This window comes from Devosia sp. Z11_6, from assembly GCF_058133665.1.
Genome location: NZ_JBYUNQ010000005.1, coordinates 85,010 through 103,633, shown reverse-complemented (window position 1 = coordinate 103,633; position 18,624 = coordinate 85,010). Strand labels below are relative to the sequence as shown.

Here is an 18,624-nt window from a genome sequence, read left to right as displayed (position 1 = left end):
GCTTTGGCCACTTGCGGCTCCACCAAGGAGCTCCAATGCCTGTTCAGCAAGCCATCCAGGATGTCACCGACCGCATAGCGGCGCGCAGCCGCGACAGTCGCGCCCAATATCTACGCCGTCTCGATGCTCAGCGGGAAGCGGGCGTTTATCGCTCGAGCCTGTCCTGCGGCAATCTCGCCCACGGCTTTGCCGCCTGCTCGCCCGCCGAAAAGGCAGCACTGGCCGGCACCAAGACCCTCAATCTGGGCATCGTCACGTCCTATAACGACATGCTCTCGGCCCATCAGCCGTACCAGTTCTATCCCGATATCATCAAGCAAGCGGCGGCCGCGATCGGTGCCACCGCCCAGGTGGCGGGCGGGGTGCCGGCGATGTGCGATGGGGTGACGCAAGGCCAGCCCGGCATGGATCTGAGCCTGTTCTCGCGCGATGTGATTGCCATGGCGACCGCCATTGCGCTGTCGCACAACATGTTCGACGCCGCCGTCTACCTGGGGATTTGCGACAAGATCGTCCCAGGCCTGCTGATCGGGGCACTGACCTTCGGGCATCTGCCGGCCGTGTTCATTCCCGCCGGGCCCATGCCCTCGGGCCTACCCAATGACGAGAAGAGCCGCGTGCGCCAGCTTTATATGGAAGGCAAGGTCGGACGCGCCGAACTGCTGGAAGCCGAGGCCAAGTCCTACCACTCGCCGGGAACCTGCACCTTTTACGGCACCGCGAACTCCAATCAGATGCTTATGGAGATCATGGGCCTGCATCTGCCCGGCGCCAGCTTCGTCAACCCAGGCACGCCCTTGCGCGATGCGCTGACCCGGCAAGCTACCGTACGAGCACTGTCCTTGACTGCCCAGGGCAACATCTGGACCCCGGTGGGGCACGTGATCGACGAGAAGTCCATCGTCAATGGACTGGTGGGCCTGCATGCGACGGGCGGCTCCACCAACCATACCATGCACCTAATCGCCATTGCGGCCGCCGCGGGGCTGCACGTGACCTGGGACGACATGTCCGATCTCTCCGACGCCACCCCGCTGCTGGCGCGCGTTTATCCCAATGGCGTTGCCGACGTGAACCACTTTCATGCGGCAGGTGGCATGGGCTTTCTTATTCAGGAGTTGTTGGCATCGGGTCATCTGCATGAAGATGTGAAGACCGTCTGGGGCGAGGGCCTCTCCAATTACACGGTTGAAGCCAAGTTAATTGAGGACAAGGTCAGCTTCGAGCCCGCTCCCAAGCACTCGCACCTGCCAAAGGTACTAACGGGCACGGACGCCCCCTTCCAGCAGACTGGCGGCCTCAAGCTCCTGACCGGCAATCTCGGGCGCTCGGTGATCAAGGTTTCCGCAGTCAAGCCCGAGCACCGGGTCGTCGAGGCTCCGGCACGGGTGTTCAACGGCCAGGAAGAAATGCAGGCGGCGTTCAAGGCGGGCGAGTTGAACGGCGACATGATCGCGGTTGTCCGCTTCTCGGGTCCGCGGGCCATCGGCATGCCCGAACTGCACAAGCTCACTCCCGCCCTTGGCGTGTTGCAGGATCGCGGCTTCAAGGTCGCTCTGTTGACAGACGGGCGAATGTCGGGCGCTTCGGGCAAGGTCCCGGCGGCAATTCATATGACCCCGGAGGCGGTCGATGGCGGCCCTATCAGCAAGCTGCGCGACGGCGACATGATCCGGCTCGATGCCAATGCGGGAACCTTGCAGTTCCTGGGCGATGAGGCCGAACTCCATGCCCGCCCGGCCGCCACCGAAGACTTGAGCAACCAGCAATGGGGTATGGGCCGCGAACTGTTTGCCGGCATGCGCAGCCTTGTGGGCGTAGCCGACCGGGGTGCCAGCGTATTCAGCTGAGCCCCGCTAGACCCCGAACGGGTAGGTTTCGGGGACCCCACGGGGCCGCTCGGTTGGGAGCGGCGTGACTGCCTTTGTCTCATTGAACCAGACAAAAGCGTCGAATTGCTCTGGCAGCACGGCATTGAAGTAATGGCTCTGCCGCTCCGTTTCGGGGCGGTAGATCACCCCGATCGCTCGCTCCAGCCGGGGTTCTGACAACGCCGACCGCAGCTGAGCGTCGCTGCGCCAATCGACCAGACCGCGCTCGACCCCGGCGTCGCGGAATATCCGCTCATGTGAATCGGGGCGGGCCGGACGGACCGTCTTTATCCGCATCGGCTCGTCCCAATCATCGGCCGCAGCCACCGTTCCGCGATCGGTGCCAAAGCCAATTGCAACTGCACGCTCGCCCCAGGCCGATTTGGCGTGATCGCCGATATTAAGCTGCCCCTGCCAGCCCATTTCGGTAGCCGCCGCCCGGCCCACATGCGAGTTGTGCGCCCAAACAATTGCCTTGGCGTCGGGACCCCGATGCTCCAGCACTGCCTCGAGCGTCTCGAACATATGCCGGTCGCGCAAATTCCAGGATTCGTTGGAGCCCTGATACATGACGCGGTAATATTGCTCGGCGGCGAGCACCACTCGGGCATTTTGGGTCGCATCGAAGAAATCGGCGCTGTCCTCACCTGCATAGCTGAATTGGTGACCCATTAGCTCGGTGAGTTGCTGCACTACCTTTTCTTCGCATGGGTCGATCTCGCCAGTGATGACGGAGCGGCCATACCATTCGGGCTCGGCTTGCCAGGGCGTCAGGCAGCCATACCGCCGTCGTGCCTTTCGCGCTTCCGCCGGATCCACCCGGTCGAGATAGCCCAGCACTGCACTGATCGATCCACGCAGGGAATAAACGTCAAGCCCGCGGAACTCGACGCGCCGGTTGAATGACAGTGCTGAATTATGGGTATGCAGCCAGCCCACAAAGTTGGCCACATCCTCGTTGCGCCACATCCAGGTGGGAAAGCGGGCAAAGGCGGTTTCATCATAGCCAGGGCCTGGCCGCTGGCGGACATGGTGATCAATCCGGTTCGCGTCGGGCCAGTCCGCCTCCACCGCGACGATGGAAAAGCCATGGTTGACGATCAGGTGGCGGGTGATGGCCGCGCGCGCAGCGTAAAATTCTGAGCTGCCATGGCTCGCTTCACCCAGGAGGAGGACTTTGGCGTCGCCGAACGCATCGAAGCAGCGCCCGAACTCGATCGCATCGGCCGGATGGGGTAGTGGCTGGATCGCCTGTTGTAGCTTGCGGACGATCCGGGCGGCTGCTTCCGGCCTCTCATCAACAACGCTCATCTCGACCTCCTGCAGGAGGTTAACGTCCTGCCCGGGTGATCGCTGCAGCCTTAACCTGGTTAGCGGGTACGTCCGAACAGGCGCTCGATGTCGCGCTGTTTAAGCTCCACATAGGTTGGACGCCCATGGATGCACTGGCCGGAATGGGGCGTACGTTCCATGTCGCGCAGCAGCGCGTTCATTTCCTCCACCCGCAACCGCCGGCCTGAGCGAACCGAGCCGTGACACGCCATGCGCGCGATGATCGCTTCCATCCGATCAGCCAAGGCCGAGCTGGTTTCCCACTCCGCCAAGCCATCGGCAATGTCCTGTACCAGTCCTGCGACGTCCGTTTGGCCTAACAAGGCAGGGGTCTCCCGCACCGCCACCGCTCGCGGGCCGAAGCGCTCAAGATAGAGCCCGAACCGCTCCAGTTCGGGGGCCGCTTCCTCGAGCCGGGTGCAATCCTCCTCGGGCAGTTCCACCACCACCGGGATCAGGTGGGCCTGGCTTTGTATCGGGCCCGCCGCCATTTGCTGCTTAAAACGTTCGTAGACAAGCCGCTCATGAGCGGCATGCTGATCTACCAGCAGCAGGCCATCGCCGTTCTGGGCGATGATGAAATTGTCAAACATCTGTGCCCGGGCGGTACCCAGCGGATAATCGCCTTGATCCCTGGCCTCTGGCACGGTTTCCACCCTGGCGCTGGGCTCGGCAAGGCCGGCGAGGCTCCGGGGCAGCGACCTCGGGGTGTCCACAAGCTGCCTGCTACTTAAGGATGGTGCGGCTGCATAGGGCGGGGCGGAATAGCCAAGCCCCGGGGTTTCTGCCAACTCAGGGGCCGATGCGAGGATTGGGTTTGAAAAGGCACCAAGCACGTCATCGGCAACACTGGACGAAGCCTTCCAGCCCGCTGCCGTCAGCGCTTCACCCACCGCGCGGATCACCGCACTGCGCACCGCTCCCGCATCGCGGAACCGTAACTCAGCCTTGGCGGGATGAACATTGACATCCACTTCGCCCGGATCGATCGCCAGATACAGCGCCACCACCGGAAAGCGGTCGCGGAAGGTGTAATCCGCATAGGCGGCCCGGATGGCGCCGATCAGCACCTTGTCGCGTACCGAGCGGCCATTGACGAAATAGAACTGGGACAGCGAATTGGCGCGGGTAAAGGTCGGCAAACCGGCGAGCCCCGCAACCACGACGCCATGGCGTTGCGTGGCAAGGGCCACGGCGTTGCGGGCGAAATCATCACCCATGATCTGAGCGAGCCGACCTTCGAGCGCACCCGACCCATGCACCGCGGGCCAATTGGCGGGTGAACGATCTGTTCCACCCAGCACGAAATGCACGCCGGGATTGGCCATGGCGAGCCGCTTGACCACTTCGGTGATCGCCCCGGCTTCTGCCCGGTCCGACTTGAGGAATTTGAGCCGCGCCGGCACATTGCGGAAGAGGTCCTTGACCTCAACCACGGTGCCGCGGTTGAGCGGGTGCGGGATCGGACCGTGTCGCACGCCATCCCTGACGGACAGGCGCAACCCGCTTTGCGCCCCCGCCGGACGCGAGGCGATAGAAAGTTCGGCGACCGAGCCGATCGAAGCCAAGGCTTCCCCACGAAACCCCAGCGTGCGGATCTCGTCGAGATCGTCAGCCGAAAGCTTGGATGTAGCGTGACGTTCCACCGACAGCACGAGATCGTCGCCATCCATGCCGCAGCCGTCATCCTCGATGCGGATCAGGCTTTTGCCGCCGCCGGCTGTGGTGACTGTGATGCGGCTCGCTCCGGCATCGATAGCGTTCTCCACCAGCTCCTTGACCACGCTCGCGGGGCGCTCCACCACTTCGCCCGCAGCGATGCGATTGACGAGGTTTTCGGGCAGTTGCCGGATCGGCATGGGCGATTCTCCTTGCGGCCAGCATAAGCCAAGCCCGCTGTTAAGCCGACCCTGCTTTTGTGCTGCGCGGCGACATTAGCGAACCATGACGGCCCGCACCGCATTGTATCGGGGCAGCAAGGAGCGCGCACCATGAGCGAAATCACTAAGCCCGGCAGCCCGGCAGACGAGGCCAAGGCCGCCAATGAAGCGGCCAACCGGCAGTTCAACGGCGACAAGCCGGCCCCTGGCGCCAAACTGCCCGAGGCCAACGACGACGTGACCAAAGCCAACCACGAAGCTAATGCGGAATTCAATGGTTCGGGGGAGGGCGCCCCTTCGGGCAACAGCGTGGGCGGATTGCGCGGCCCAGCCGATTAAGTCTAATCCTCCGGGACGAATGCGCCCGGAGAACCAATGCATGCCCCAAGCCGCTATGGATCTGGCCCTTGAGCTGGCCGAAGAAGCCGCAGCCGATGGCGAGGCTCCCGTTGGGGCGGTTGTCGTGGAAGGGGTGCAGATTCTGGCGGCCGAGCGCAACCAGATGCGTGCGCTCAACGATCCCACAGCGCATGCCGAAATGCTGGCCATCCGCGCGGCGCTCGCCCGCCGGGGCACCGGTCGGCTGGATGGCTGCGATCTTTATGTGACGCTCGAGCCCTGCGCCATGTGCGCCGGCGCCATCGCCCATACGCGACTACGTCGAGTTTATTTCGGTGCTGAGGACCCCAAGGCGGGTGCGGTGGAGAACGGCATTCGCCTCTTCGCCCAACCGAGTTGCCACCATCGCCCGGAAATCATCGCGGGGTTAGGAGCTGCCCGGTCTGAAGTCTTGCTCAAGCGCTTTTTCGCCAAGCTGCGCTAGCGCACCACGTCCGGCGAGCTGTCGATCACCGGTATCCGCCCTCGCATATAATCTTCCATGCGCTGCGACAGCATCCGCTTGAACCGGTCTTTGTCTGCATCCACATGGGCGAAAATTTCGCGCACCCGCCAGAACTCAAGCATGCCGAAGGACGAGACATGGGGGCGTATATAGATGTCGGGTGGATAGGCCGCCATCATATGCGCCGTCAGCGAGTGCATCATGATCTGGGCCGAGCCGAACCACATATCTATCGGCCTATGGTCGGTCTTGTTGAGCCCCAGCGAAGGGTCGCCATTTACATCAATCCCGATCAAGAAGTCGGTGCCGATATCGGCTTGGTCGAGCGGCAGCGGGTTAACGACGCCCCCATCGACCAGGACGTGATTGGCATAGCTCACCGGCTTGAAAAAGGTTGGAATGGCAATGGAGCCGGCAATGGCTGGCCGCAACAGGCCGGTGTTGAACACGACCTGATGCCAGGACTGGTAATCGGTTGCCACCACATAAAGCGGCACCGATAGCTCTTTGAAGGTTTCCGGGAACCCGAGGGGGGTGAAGGCATCAACGATGCTGGTGGCATCGAGCTGGGTCGGAATACCGTTTCTGAGAATGCCCCCAAGCCGGATATGGGTCGCCCAAAGCTTGCCGGCTATGATCCGCATCGTGCCCAGCACTTCCGTCGAGTGCTCGCGCAACTCCTTGCCCGTCATACCGGCGGCCCAGCCAGCGCCGATCAACGCACCGATAGAGGTTCCGGCGATAACCGAAGGCCGCAAGCCAAGCTCATCCATGGCCTCGATGTAAGGAATATGGGTGAGCCCGCGCGCCGATCCGCCACCCAGTGCTACCCCGATCTTGGGTCCGGCAGATGTGCTCACCCCGCTCCGCTCCGCCCGCAAGCCGCGCAAGTGATCCCCAAGAGCCTTGCCGCGCAGCTGCAGAGCGGTCAGCTTACGCCTGGGTGGAACGCCGTCAAAGGTGGGCGGCGGGGATGGTAAATCCGTGCCGTTGGTGTGGGGCTTAGGCGCGGTTACGCTCGATGGCCCGCCAGCCAATATCTCGGCGGCAAAAGCCCTCTGGCCAATCAATCTGGTCCACGCATCGGTAAACACGACGCTGCGCCTCTGCTATATCAGCCCCAAGCGCCGAAACGTTGAGAACCCGTCCCCCTGCTGCCAGTAAACGCCGGCCCTCGCGCCGCGTTCCGGCATGGAAGATTTGAACACCGTCGTGGTTAAGCTCGTCCAACCCCTTGATCTCCGACCCTGTCGTGTAGGAACCGGGATAGCCCTGGCTGGCAAGGATCACCGTCATGGCTGTCTCGGGGCTCCAGCGCACCTCGTGCCCCGCGAGAGCGCCAGTGGCGGTGGCATAAAGCAGTTCCAGCAGGTCCGACTGCAGCCGCAGCATCAGCACCTGCGTTTCCGGGTCACCGAAGCGGGCATTATATTCAACAAGCTTGGGGCCCTCATCGGTGAGCATCAGCCCGGCATAGAGCACCCCCTGGTAAGGCGTGCCGCGCGCAGCGAGGCCGCGCACGGTGGGCTCAATGATTTCGCGCAGAACGCGCGCTTCGAGATCGGGGGTCAGAATGTCGGCGGGGCTGTAAGCGCCCATGCCGCCCGTGTTGGGGCCGGTATCGCCCTCAAAGGCGCGCTTGTGGTCCTGCGCGGTGGTGAGCGGCAGAATGGTCTGACCGTCGCACAGAACGAAAAGGCTCACTTCCTCGCCCGTCATGAATTCTTCGATCACCACCGATGCCCCGGCGGCGCCGAAGGTGCCGCTGAAGCAGTCCACGACCGCAGCGCGCGCATCCTCCAGCGTTTCGGCGACCGTCACGCCTTTGCCCGCCGCAAGGCCATCGGCCTTGACGACGATGGGGGCCGTCTGGGTGGCGAGATAATCGAGCGCCGGACCTTGGCTCTCAAATCGGCGATAGGCGGCGGTGGGGATGCCCATTTCGTCGCAAAGCGCCTTGGTGAAGCTTTTAGAGCCTTCGAGTTGCCCGGCAGCACGGGACGGGCAAAAGCAGGCGATACCCGCCGTGCGCACATCGTCGCCAAGCCCGGCCACGACTTGTGCATCAGGGCCGACCACCACGAAGTCGATGGCCATCAGCTTGCAGAAGTCGATCACGGCTTGGTGGTCGGTGATGTCGATGGCGACGTTTTCGGCGATCTCGCTCGTGCCACCATTGCCGGGCGCGACAAAGAGTTGGGTCAGTCGTGGCGACTGCGCCAGTTTCCAGGCGAGCGCATGTTCACGTCCGCCCGAACCAATCACCAGAACCCGCATTCGCCCCTCCGTCACTGTCTGGCGCGGTGATGCACCAGAGGGTGGGCGCGGAGCAAGGCGGAACTACATTTCGGCTTCGCGGAAAATCGGCGTCACGTCCTCGTTCCACTCGCCACGGAACTTGGCGAGCCACCGTTCAGCCGGGGACTGGGACAGGCGAATGGTTTCTTCCAGCGGCGCCAGATGGATGGTTTCGTCCTTGCCCGCAGCATTGCGGCGATCCCGGCGCACAAGCCCGGCTTCGGCAATCCCGACGGCCTGGGCGGCGAAATCATACACATTGGTGCGCCCGAGCGGCGTGTCGAGGCCCAGGCGCGGCACTTCGCGGCGCAGGTGCTCGCGATCCTCCTCGGTCCAGGGCTGGATCATCTCATAGGCGGCTTCGAGGGAGATATCGTCGTAGAGCAGACCAACCCAGAATGCCGAGAGCGCGGTGACCGATTTCTCGTCGCCCATATCGGCGCCGCGCATTTCGAGGAACTGCTTAAGCCGCACTTCGGGGAAGATGGTCGAGAGATGGTCTTCCCAATCCTTGATGGTGGGCTTTTCGCCGGGCAGTTGGGGAAGCTCGCCCTTGAGGAAGGCACGGAAGCTTTCGCCCGCGACATTGACGTATTGCCCGTTGCGGATAACGAAATACATCGGCACGTCGAGTGCATAATCGGCATATTGCTCAAAGCCGAAGCCCTCTTCGAATGCGAAGGGCAGCATGCCGGTGCGGGCTGCATCGGTGTTGAGCCAGATGTGGGAGCGGAAGCTCAGGAAACCCGAATCGCGGCCATCCACAAAGGGCGAATTGGCAAAGAGGGCGGTGGCGATGGGTTGGAGGGCGAGGGCCACTCGCAGTTTGCGCACCATGTCTGCTTCGCTCGAAAAATCGAGATTGGCCTGCACTGTGCAGGAGCGGAACATCATCGAGGTGCCGAGTGTGCCCACCTGCTCCATATAGGGCGCCATGATGCCATAGCGCGACTTGGGCATGGAGGGGATCTCGGCGACCGACCAGGTCGGCGTCACGCCCAGCCCAAGGAAGTGGATGTCGAGCGGCGCGGCTGCGGCCTTGGCGACGCGCATATGCTCGGCCAACTCGGCCGCGGTGCCATGCAGGTCCTCCTGCGGGGCGCCCGAGAGTTCGAACTGCCCGCCTGGCTCGAGCGAGATGCCGCCCGCGACCTCGTTGTTACGCAGGCCGATGGGATTGTCCCCATCAAAAAAGGGCTCCCAGCCGGTGAGTTGTTGGACCCCTTCCAGCAAGGCGCGAATGCCCTGCGGGCCATCATAGGTGACGGGGCGGAACGGATTGGTGTGGAACACGTGCTTTTCGTGCTCGGTGCCGACCCGCCACTCGCTTTGCGGCTTGCAGCCGCGCGCCATCGCTTCGATCAGGTCGGCGCGCGTTTCGATGGGGGACGAGTGGGTGTCGGCGCCGGCCATGGGATGCTCTTGCAATGAGAAGGTCGAGTATGGCGCGAACATAGCGTTGCACCGCGACAAAGCAATCAGCTTATCGCCAATCACCGATGCTAGCCTGAATCACCGCTAGCGCTGCGACAGCCGCCGTATCAGCCCTGAGAATGCGGGGGCCGAGGCTGATCGGCACCACAAACCAAGAGCCATGCAGACGGGCGCGCTCCTCGGGCGAAAAGCCGCCTTCTGGGCCGATCAGCAGGCCGACGGGCGTGTCGCGCAGCTCAAAAAGCCGATCCAGCGGTGAGCCAGATGCCTCGGACTCGTCGGCAACAACCAAGCGCCGCTCGCCTTGAGCTTCGCTCCAGCCGTCCAGCAATGACCCAAGCGTGATCTCGCGCTCAATGCCGGGGACAGTCAACACTTCGCATTGTTCGGCCGCCTCCACGGCATTGGCGACGAGCCGTTCATGCTTGAGCCGGCTCACCTGGGTGAACTGGGTCAGCACCGGCTGGATGGTTCCAGCTCCCATCTCGGTGGCCTTCTGGATCACATAATCGAGCCGCTCGGTCTTGAGCGGCGCAAAGCCATACCAGAGCGGCGATGGCGGCGTTTGGGGTGCAATCTGCTCGAGGGTCTCAAGCACCACGGCCTTTTTTGCATCCACTACCATCCGGCAACGCCAAGCGCCGTGGCGGCCGTTGAACAACACCACTTCATCCCCCACGCTCTTGCGCAGCACCGCGGCTAGATAAAGGGACTGCTCCTTGCCCAGCGCAATTGGTGAGCCGGGCCCAAGATCAGGCTCGACATAAAGGCGGGGCAGGGTGGCGTGGGAGCGGGGCATGAGAAGGTCCGATGAGCGCAGAAAGCCAGCCAGCGGGGCGTGGCGCGATCAGCTCTACTCTAATTCGCGCAAACGCAGTAGAGCAGCAGCACGAGGCGAATAATCCGCGCCCGCGCAAGCAAATGAGGATAGCATGGCGAGCCCATTGGACGCTCAGATCGGAACGGGCGTTGCCGATGCCCCGCAGAACAATTGGGTCGATCGCTTCGCGCCCGCCTGGCTCAAGCCCTATGCGCGCCTCGCCCGGTGGGATCGGCCGATCGGCTTTTGGCTGCTGTTCTGGCCTTGTGCCTGGGGCTTCGGGCTTGCGGCTGTTGCCGACCCGGTCCGCGGCTTTGATTGGCGAGCCGCCGTGTTGATGTTTGTGGGCGCGGTGCTGATGCGTGGCGCCGGCTGCACGTTCAACGACTTTGTGGATCGCGACATCGATACCAAGGTGGCGCGGACCCGCTCCCGGCCGATCCCCTCGGGCCAGGTTTCGGCAAAGAAAGCGCTAGTGTTTCTGGTGGTGCAGGCGCTGCTGGGACTGCTGATCCTGCTGCAGTTCAATCCGTTCACCATTGTTCTCGGCGTGGCCTCGCTGGTGCTGGTCGCCATCTACCCCTTCATGAAGCGCGTCACCTGGTGGCCGCAGGCCTTTCTGGGCCTCGCCTTCTCCTGGGGCGCGCTGATGGGGTGGTCGAGCCAGACGGGCGGGCTGTCTGTCGCGCCGCTGCTGCTTTATTTCGGCTGTATCCTGTGGACCATCGGCTACGACACGATCTACGCCTTGCAGGACGTGGAAGACGATGCCCTGATCGGGGTCAAATCCACCGCCCTGCTGTTTGGAAAGCGCGCCAGAGCCATTGTGACCGGCTTTTATGTCGCGGCTTTCGTCTTGTGGGTAGCGGCGGCGGTGCTGGCGGGCGCAGGGGTGTTATTCGCCGTGCTTTCGCTGATCGCCTTGGGCCTCTTGTTCTGGCAGGTGCAAACCCTTGATGCGGGGGCCCCCGGCAATGCGCTGCTGCGCTTCAAGAGCAATCATTATGTCGGGGTTGTCTTGACCCTGGCTCTCCTTGCCGAGTGGGTCTGGTAAGGGCGCGCAAAACGCCAAAGGGACCAGCCGCACCACCGACTGGTCCCTTCAACGTGCTTGGAGGCAACTCGGAATCTAGTTCGCTTCGCCCTGGCCGGGCTTGCGGCGATTAAGGAAGCGGGGGCGGCGGGCGGCATCGGCAGCAAGGCGGCGCCGGGCAACCCCTTGCCCGAGCATTACCCCGTCCACCTGCTGCGAATAGGGCAGATAGGTGCCATCGCCCGCCTTGATAAACAGCGGCAGGCGAAGCTTGCGACCCCAGTTCTGCCATTCGGCGACGACGTTCTGGTTACCCTCTTCCTCGAACACCCGGTAGTTCAGGTTTTCGTCCGCATGGACCAGTTCGATCGCGCTCGTCAAAGCACCCTCGATGGAAATGGACGTCGCCACCGCGACGCCGATGAATTCATGCACTGGAACCTTGATCTTGATCACAATGCCGCTCTGCTCGAGCTGCTTGCGCACGGTCACGGTCTTTACCGGTTCCTTGGGGCCATTATCGTTTGCTGCAACAAAGCGGCGATCGATTACGTTCGGTCGGCCAAATGCCAGCACCACTGAACCGCCTTCTATGGCTAAGCCTTCACCCATTTGATCTGCCTTCCTGCTAACCCCGAGAGCTTATTGCGTGCTCTCTTTTGTGCGGCCAATCTAGCGCGTCCCCTTACCTGTCGCCTTAATCCGCTCGGTTAAGTTTATCTTGTTTTCCTGCAGGGTTAGCAGGATGTGACCCGGTGTAGGAGCCGGTTAACCCCAACCAATCGGCTGCTGGTTTGTGCGCATTACGCAAGGAATGGGGGCGAAATGTCCCAGGCCAGCTTGCACCTTGTCCAAAGCCGGGCACCGGCCTAGAACCGGGCCCATGCATGCAGCCCCCACCAGCGCCCAAGAAGATCTTGAACTGTTGCGCTCGAGCGCCGTCTCGGCGGGCATCATTGCCTGCGGCTTTTTCCGAGCACCGGTTAAGGCCTGGACCAAAGACAATGCCTCGCCCGTCAGTGAAGCCGATATTCTGGTTGATCGCTACCTTGCGGCGTCATTGCTCGCCGCGCGCCCTGATTATGGCTGGCTCAGCGAGGAAACGGCGGACAACCCGTCGCGCCTGACCTGTCGGCGCGTGTTTGTGGTCGACCCCATCGATGGCACGAAGGGGTTCTTGCGCGGCGAAGACAGCTGGACCGTTTCCCTGGCCGTCGTTGAGGACGGGGTGCCGATTGCCGGCGTGGTTTATGCGCCGGTGCGCAACGAAATGTATGATGCTTGCCGGGGCACAGGTGCTCGCCTCAATGGAGCGCCATTGCGCCGTCGTCGCCGCGCCGGAGCTTTGCCTTTGATTCCGGCGCCCACCGCGGTTCATCAGGAACTGGCCGCCGGGGGGTTGGATTACACCAGGGGTCCCTCATTGCCTTCGCTGGCATATCGCCTCGTACAGGTCGCTACGGGTAAGCTCGACGCTGCCGTCTCGCGTCGGGGTGCGCAGGATTGGGACATCGCAGCCGCCGCCCTGATCCTCGAAGAAGCCGGCATTCCGCTTGCCGATGTCTGTGTGGGGCAACCAGTGTTCAACAAGCGCGATGTTCGCCACGGCGCGCTTGCGGCCCTGAGTGACATGAGCCTAAAACCGCTTGTTCATGCAGCGCTGATCAAGGTCTATGGATGCCCATCCGCCGCCGAGCCGGCGCTCGATTCTCCCCAGCCTTCGTGATGGAAACCCCGTTATGCCAAGCACCAAACCAGAGCCCGAAAAGCAGTTGCTTCACCTCGTGATTGGCGGGGAATTATCCAGCCTGGAAGGCGTCACCTTTGCGGACCTCGACAAGGTCGACATCGTTGGCGTGTTCCCAAACTATGCCACCGCTTATGCCGCCTGGAAGCAAAAGGCGCAGATGACGGTCGACAGCGCGCAGACCCGCTATTTCATCGTGCATTTGCACCGCTTGCTCGACCCGCGCCCAAGCTAATCCTCGGCAAGGGCAGCGAGCACCGCTGCGATAGCGCCGGGCGGGCCGATGCGCTCACGGCCGAGCGCGCCAAGCTGCGCACGCTTGTCGGAATCTTCGAGCAGATCCCGCAACGCATCCCCGATTGCGCCCGCCTGCGGCGCCACGACCGTTCGCGCTTCTCCAAAGAGATTTTGTTCGTCATTGAAGCGCGAGCGGCGATCGCGTGCATTGATGAAGGTGATAACGGGCTTGCCCATTCCCAAGGCTTGAACCGTTGCCGTTCCTGCTTGGGACAGTACCAGGTCTGAATTCTCCAGCAGGCTCCCCAAGGCGGCGCCCCGTGCCAGGTGGATGGTAAGGCCCTCTTGGCCCAGCGTTCCCAGATCATTGGCTTCGTGACTGTGAAGGCCAATCCGGCCCAGATCAGCCGCGCGCGCCAGTTCATCGATATTGACGCTGCCGGCAACCGCCAGAAAGACGTCGGGGCGCAACGCCTCAGGTAGGGTGCGCAGCGCGGCAACCTGCAGCGCAAAGCTTTCAGGGGTAAGTTGGCGGCTGCCGGGCAGCAGGGTGACCGCCAGCGGACGCGTGCGACGAGCAGCAGCGTCATAGGCGCCATCTGGCACCGTATCCATCATGATATTGCCGGCGCAGCGCGCGTCGATACCGAGCGCCTGGAGGTTTTTTGACAATTTGGGGCTGCGAGAAAAAACGATGCGGCAGGTGCGCTTGATGGCCCAACGCTCCGCCACGGAATAAAGGCGTGCAGCACCGGTCTTGTAGACGTCGAGGTAAAACAGGTCGCGATGGCCGGTCACCAGCCCTGCGAGCACTCCAACCATGTCGCCAACGATCACGATGCGCTCGTAGCGACCAACAATTTGGCGCATGAATCGGAGGGCGGGAGGAACGACGGCGAGACCACCAGTCGCAAGGTCGCGCCGAATTGAACCCTTGACGTTGCGCCAACCCTCGGATGCAAGACTGGCGCGCGGACCCACGATTGGGCAAACGCCGGCAAAGGCACTGCCCGCGCCGATCATCGGATAGGCCTCGACGCGCGATCCCACCGGCAGGCGGGCAATAATCGCTGCGGCGATGCCGTCCTCCCCGTGGCCGTTCGTAATGAACAGGATTGGGCGGCGGGGCGGCGCTTCCACCACGCTCAGGATCCCAGGCCGTACCGCTCATAGGCTTGGTGCGCGGCCGCGGCATCGGCATAGGCCTCCTGCCGGTCAACATTCCAGTAGCTTAACTCATCGAGCGGGATGGCCTTGCCGGTAATGGCGCAACGCACAAAGGTGCCTGGCTTGAGCACGACATAGTCCCCGTCGAGATAGCGGACAACTGCCTCGCTGGCGGAAAAGCCTTTGTCAAATATGTTCATGCGGCGGCTCCTTACAGTCGGGCCCGATATAGCGCTCCCGAGCCTCGATCAAAAGAGGCTCTCCTGAGCTTGAGGCTCAGGATCGGCTGGACGCGGCTTGCGGCGGGGTGTCGCCGGGGCGCCAGTGATGGTGGCCGAAGTCTGCCCATCAGTTAACTCAATGCCCACGGTCTGCCCGGGCTGAAGTTCTGCGCGTTCGCGCACCAAATTGCCCGCCTCGTCCTTGATCACCGCAAACCCGCGCGCCAGAACGCTCTTGTAGCTGAGGGAAACCAGTAGTTTCCCCTCCTGATTGAGGGCGGCTCGCCGGTCAGCCAGGCCGAGGGCTACGCTTGAGCGCAGCCGTGCTGCCAGTGGGGCCAGCTGGCTCCGCCCGTGCCGCAGTTCGGCCTGCAAGCTGCGCGGGGAGAGCTTTGGTGCCACCGCCTCGAACAAGGCGCGCTTGCGCTCGAGCAACCGGCTGGCCACTGCATCCAGCCGCCCCGCACGAGGATCATAGGTAAAGCGGGCCCGCTCCACATTGAGGCAGAGCCCGCTATTGGCGCGATGGCTCAGGTTGCGCAGACGTTCCGCGCCGTCGCGGTGTCGCTGCTCGAGCAGCTGCGGGCGCAGCTTGGGCTCGACGCGCGACAGCCGCATGCGCTGCTCCTGCACCGAGTGGCGCAGGCACGAGAACAGATTGCTCGAAGCATGGTCGAGCCGCTGGCGCTGCGTCGCCACGAGATCGGAAGCGCGCGGCAGGGCGGCGGCTACCGCTCTATAGCGATCGCGCGCGTTGTTGGCGAGACGCCGGCTGGCGCCGCGCTGGCGGGCGCCGAGGTCATCGACATAGCCGATCAATTCGGCGCGCACCGGCACTGCCGCTTCGGCAGCAGCAGTTGGCGTCGGGGCCCGCATGTCGGACGCATAATCGACGAGCGTCGTGTCGGTCTCGTGTCCCACCGCCGAGATCACCGGAATGGCGCTGTTGGCGACAGCGCGCACCACCGCTTCCTCGTTGAAGCCCCAAAGATCCTCGATGGAGCCACCGCCGCGGGCCAGGATCAGCAGGTCGGGGCGAGGTATCGCGCCGCCGACGGCCAGACCATTAAAGCCCTCCATGGCGGCGACCACTTCCGGCGCGCAGGTGTCGCCCTGCACACGCACGGGCCAGACCAGCACGTGGCTGGGGAAACGATCCTCGAGACGATGGAGGATGTCGCGGATCACGGCGCCGGTTGGTGAGGTAATGACGCCGATCACCCGGGGCAAGTAGGGCAGGGGGCGCTTGCGCTCGCGGGCAAACAGGCCCTCGCCCAGCAGCTTCTTGCGCCGCTCTTCCAGCAGCGCCATCAGCGCGCCGGCACCGGCGGGCTCGATATTGTCGATGACGATCTGGTATTTGGAGGAACGCGGGAAGGTGGTGAGCCGGCCGCTCGCAATCACTTCCATCCCTTCTTCGGGCTTGAAGCTGAGGCGCGGGTAGCTCGTTTTCCACACCACAGCATCTATCGCCGCGTTCTCGTCCTTGAGCGTGAAGTAGCAATGGCCAGAGGCGTGCTGGCCGCGAAAGCCCGAAATCTCGCCGCGCACTCGCACCGAGCCGAATTCATCTTCCACCGTCCGTTTCACCGCTTGGGCGATCTCGGACACGGTGAATTCGGCGGCATTGGTCAATAGCTGGGGCATGGGATTGTGGTGCTCCGAAGGGGCAGCTCAGTCAAGGGCGCGGCCTATTCGGCGGCGACCGCCGTTGCAGCGGGCTGCACGTGCAGATTGCCCATCGAGCTGACAATGTGGTTGGCCAGCGCATCATAGATGCTGCCATAGGCGTGGCTCGCGCGCAGCAGCGCCAGCTGTGCATCGCCCAGGCGAGGCAGGTTCTGGTCATCGCTCACCACACGCATGCCCGGCTGCAGCGCGCTTTCGGGCAAGAACCCGACGGCCAGGTCCGACAGCACCGCGCTTGAGATCGCAAGAGCGTTGGAGGACGTGTAGGCGATGCGATAATCCTTGCTGACCCGGTTGAGTGCCTCAACGGCATCGGCCCGCCAGATGCAGCATTGCGGCCCGCAGGCGATCGGCAGCGGATCGCTCCCCAGGGCTTGCCCGCCGTGGGACGCGACCCAGAACATCTTTTCGGTGCGGAAGAGTTCGCCGAACGTGTTGCCGGTCCCCTGGGTGAAGACGATCAGATCGTAGCGCCCCGCTTTCATGCCCTCGAGCAATTGCTCGGATGCCATGCAGGCGACATCGACCACGATCTTGGGATGGGTGCGCTGGAAGTTGGAGAGAATGACCGGCAGCAGGCGGACCGCATAATCATCGGGCACGCCGAACCGGATCGAGCCGGCCAGATCCCCTTCTGAGAAGTGATCCATGATCTCGGCATTGGTGCGCAGCATCTTGCGGGCGCGTGAATACAGCGCCTCGCCGTGATTGGTTAGCGAAACGCTGCGGCCATCTCGCGTCAGCAACTGTTGTCCAAGCCGCTCTTCCAGCCGCTTGATCTGCATCGATACGGCGGACTGCGTCTTGTTCACCCGTCGCGCGGCCTCGGTGAAGCTGCCGCAATCGGCAATGGCGCAAAAGCTCTGCAACTGATCGAGATCGAGTGGAACGGCCATAGCGAGCATCACCGCATTTGATGGGAAGGATGAAATCTATTTGTTAGACGAATAGATGTCCAGCCCGTACTGATAAACTTACCGGCCGCGCAATGCTGCCGAGCCGGCCAGGTGCCGGCATCCTTCTGAGGTATCATCATGGCGCACTCGCTTTTCAGCGAGCGGCTCGTTGCGGCCGCTCCCGCTTTTCCTCGCCCTTTGCTCGCCCTGCGACGCTATCTGGCGCAGGCGCAAGTCGCACGAGCCCGTCGCCACGCACTCCGTGCCCTGCTAGAGCTCGAAGACTGCCGGCTCAATGATCTCGGTATCTCGCGCAATGACGTGCTTGAGGCAGCGCGTACTTCCAGCCGTTCCCCCGGTCTGGCGCTTTCTGCAGCGCGGGCTCGCAACGCCCGGCGCTAAACCAGTTCGCACCGGCAGACCGGCCGGTGCCTTTACGTTGGCCTGAGCGGTTCATGAACTGCTCCCGCCATCTCCCGGGCCGGTTTTTGCCACCGACCCTTTTCCTGATGACTTGCCGGACAGTGCCCCGGGGCACTCGTCCGGCTTTTTCTGGGATGTTTCGCCCGATCAGGGCAGCTTGGCAAAGCCGTCGGCAAAGCCGTTGAGGGAAACCGGAATGCCGATCCCTTCCTCGGGGGTCTTGAACACCACAAAGATCGCGTCCGTGCCGGTCGAGAGCGTTTCGATCAACGCATCATCGAGCATCACTTCGGCCACGCAGCCATTGGGCAGGCAGCGCACAAAGGCGACGCGTCCCATATCCTTGCCATCGACATTGAGCCCGAGCCCATTGGGCAGCAACACGCCAAGTGGCGCCAGCACCCGCAGCAGCCGCGCTTCACGATCGGCGGTCTTGAGCACGATCACGGACAGGCCGACATTAGGCTGATCCTCAGCCATCACATTCTGGATGATGGCGCATTGCTCAAAGCTTGCGCCAGGGGGCGTATCGCAGCTCATCTGCCAATCGCCGAACTGTTCGCGCACCGTTCCTTGTGCGTTGGCGGCTACGCCCCAGCCAAGCGTGGCCAAGAGCACAACGCCTGCAAAGGCGAGATGGTGCTTGATATTGTGCATCACTTTTCCTGTCTCCAGCCGATCTTCCGCGCGCGCAGGATGGCCGTGTATTTCCGGACAGCGGTGAACCCGCCA

At 63.1% G+C, this 18,624-nt stretch carries 19 protein-coding genes; 7 read left to right on the top strand and 12 right to left on the bottom strand.

What is annotated here, in order from left to right; genetic code table 11:
- Positions 1-35 precede the first annotated feature (35 nt).
- Complete coding sequence (edd, locus tag AC3YMN_RS15100; protein WP_489890628.1) at positions 36-1,850, top strand: phosphogluconate dehydratase; 1,815 nt, start codon at positions 36-38, stop codon at positions 1,848-1,850.
- Positions 1,851-1,856: 6 nt separating this feature from the next.
- Here the strand turns inward: edd and AC3YMN_RS15095 are convergent, their stop codons facing one another.
- Both AC3YMN_RS15095 and mutL read right to left on the bottom strand, forming a co-directional pair.
- The gene (locus AC3YMN_RS15095; RefSeq protein ID WP_489890627.1) at positions 1,857-3,182 is read right to left on the bottom strand and encodes an erythromycin esterase family protein; all 1,326 of its coding nucleotides are present in this window, start codon (positions 3,180-3,182) and stop codon (positions 1,857-1,859) included.
- Between the two features lie 59 nt (positions 3,183-3,241).
- Complete coding sequence (gene mutL, locus AC3YMN_RS15090; protein ID WP_489890626.1) at positions 3,242-5,062, bottom strand: DNA mismatch repair endonuclease MutL; 1,821 nt, start codon at positions 5,060-5,062, stop codon at positions 3,242-3,244.
- A gap of 132 nt (positions 5,063-5,194) precedes the next feature.
- On the opposite strand from mutL, the gene AC3YMN_RS15085 reads away from it, so the two are divergent.
- Together AC3YMN_RS15085 and AC3YMN_RS15080 are read left to right on the top strand one after the other, a co-directional pair.
- Positions 5,195-5,422 carry a hypothetical protein gene (locus tag AC3YMN_RS15085; RefSeq protein WP_489890625.1) on the top strand — a complete coding sequence of 76 codons (228 nt, stop codon included), beginning with the start codon at positions 5,195-5,197 and terminating at the stop codon, positions 5,420-5,422.
- Between the two features lie 40 nt (positions 5,423-5,462).
- Positions 5,463-5,906, top strand: coding sequence for a nucleoside deaminase (locus AC3YMN_RS15080; protein WP_210258514.1), 444 nt, complete (start codon positions 5,463-5,465; stop codon positions 5,904-5,906).
- Here the strand turns inward: AC3YMN_RS15080 and AC3YMN_RS15075 are convergent.
- From AC3YMN_RS15075 to AC3YMN_RS15060, 4 genes are all read right to left on the bottom strand, one after another.
- Positions 5,903-6,787, bottom strand: coding sequence for a patatin-like phospholipase family protein (locus AC3YMN_RS15075; RefSeq protein WP_489890624.1), 885 nt, complete (start codon positions 6,785-6,787; stop codon positions 5,903-5,905). The genes AC3YMN_RS15080 and AC3YMN_RS15075 overlap by 4 nt on opposite strands.
- 142 nt (positions 6,788-6,929) lie before the next feature.
- Positions 6,930-8,204 carry a phosphoribosylamine--glycine ligase gene (gene purD, locus AC3YMN_RS15070; protein WP_489890623.1) on the bottom strand — a complete coding sequence of 425 codons (1,275 nt, stop codon included), beginning with the start codon at positions 8,202-8,204 and terminating at the stop codon, positions 6,930-6,932.
- A 63-nt stretch (positions 8,205-8,267) separates the two neighbouring features.
- Positions 8,268-9,638 (bottom strand): glutamate--cysteine ligase, encoded by a 1,371-nt coding sequence (locus AC3YMN_RS15065; protein WP_489890622.1) that lies wholly within the window; start codon positions 9,636-9,638, stop codon positions 8,268-8,270.
- A 70-nt stretch (positions 9,639-9,708) separates the two neighbouring features.
- A complete protein-coding gene (locus AC3YMN_RS15060) occupies positions 9,709-10,458 on the bottom strand; it encodes a 16S rRNA (uracil(1498)-N(3))-methyltransferase (RefSeq protein WP_489890621.1) in 750 nt (249 codons plus the stop codon).
- 133 nt (positions 10,459-10,591) lie between these two features.
- Here AC3YMN_RS15060 and ubiA point away from each other — a divergent pair, with 133 nt between their 5' ends.
- A complete protein-coding gene (gene ubiA, locus AC3YMN_RS15055; protein WP_489890620.1) occupies positions 10,592-11,533 on the top strand; it encodes a 4-hydroxybenzoate octaprenyltransferase in 942 nt (313 codons plus the stop codon).
- Positions 11,534-11,608: 75 nt separating this feature from the next.
- On the opposite strand, the gene AC3YMN_RS15050 is transcribed toward ubiA, so the two are convergent.
- The gene (locus tag AC3YMN_RS15050) at positions 11,609-12,124 is read right to left on the bottom strand and encodes a DUF6101 family protein (protein ID WP_127752165.1); all 516 of its coding nucleotides are present in this window, start codon (positions 12,122-12,124) and stop codon (positions 11,609-11,611) included.
- Between the two features lie 271 nt (positions 12,125-12,395).
- Here AC3YMN_RS15050 and AC3YMN_RS15045 point away from each other — a divergent pair, with 271 nt between their 5' ends.
- Entirely contained in the window at positions 12,396-13,238 is an 843-nt protein-coding gene (locus AC3YMN_RS15045) for a 3'(2'),5'-bisphosphate nucleotidase CysQ (RefSeq protein ID WP_489890619.1), read from the top strand.
- Between the two features lie 13 nt (positions 13,239-13,251).
- Positions 13,252-13,494 (top strand): DUF4170 domain-containing protein, encoded by a 243-nt coding sequence (locus tag AC3YMN_RS15040; protein ID WP_127752167.1) that lies wholly within the window; start codon positions 13,252-13,254, stop codon positions 13,492-13,494.
- Here the strand turns inward: AC3YMN_RS15040 and AC3YMN_RS15035 are convergent.
- From AC3YMN_RS15035 to AC3YMN_RS15020, 4 genes are read right to left on the bottom strand one after another with little or no spacing between them, the layout of a single operon-like run.
- Entirely contained in the window at positions 13,491-14,636 is a 1,146-nt protein-coding gene (locus tag AC3YMN_RS15035; protein ID WP_489890618.1) for a hypothetical protein, read from the bottom strand. The genes AC3YMN_RS15040 and AC3YMN_RS15035 overlap by 4 nt on opposite strands.
- 5 nt (positions 14,637-14,641) lie before the next feature.
- On the bottom strand, positions 14,642-14,863 hold the full coding sequence (locus AC3YMN_RS15030) for a DUF2093 domain-containing protein (protein WP_489890617.1): 222 nt from the start codon (positions 14,861-14,863) through the stop codon (positions 14,642-14,644).
- A 48-nt stretch (positions 14,864-14,911) separates the two neighbouring features.
- Complete coding sequence (gene xseA, locus AC3YMN_RS15025) at positions 14,912-16,531, bottom strand: exodeoxyribonuclease VII large subunit (RefSeq protein WP_489890616.1); 1,620 nt, start codon at positions 16,529-16,531, stop codon at positions 14,912-14,914.
- Between the two features lie 44 nt (positions 16,532-16,575).
- Positions 16,576-17,469, bottom strand: coding sequence for a LysR family transcriptional regulator (locus tag AC3YMN_RS15020; protein ID WP_172122576.1), 894 nt, complete (start codon positions 17,467-17,469; stop codon positions 16,576-16,578).
- 138 nt (positions 17,470-17,607) lie between these two features.
- Here AC3YMN_RS15020 and AC3YMN_RS15015 point away from each other — a divergent pair, with 138 nt between their 5' ends.
- Positions 17,608-17,871, top strand: coding sequence for a YjiS-like domain-containing protein (locus AC3YMN_RS15015; RefSeq protein WP_489890615.1), 264 nt, complete (start codon positions 17,608-17,610; stop codon positions 17,869-17,871).
- Positions 17,872-18,039: 168 nt separating this feature from the next.
- Here AC3YMN_RS15015 and AC3YMN_RS15010 read toward each other — a convergent pair whose 3' ends face one another.
- Positions 18,040-18,549: an invasion associated locus B family protein gene (locus AC3YMN_RS15010; protein ID WP_127752173.1), complete on the bottom strand. Its 510-nt coding sequence runs from the start codon at positions 18,547-18,549 to the stop codon at positions 18,040-18,042.
- Positions 18,550-18,624: the final 75 nt, after the last annotated feature.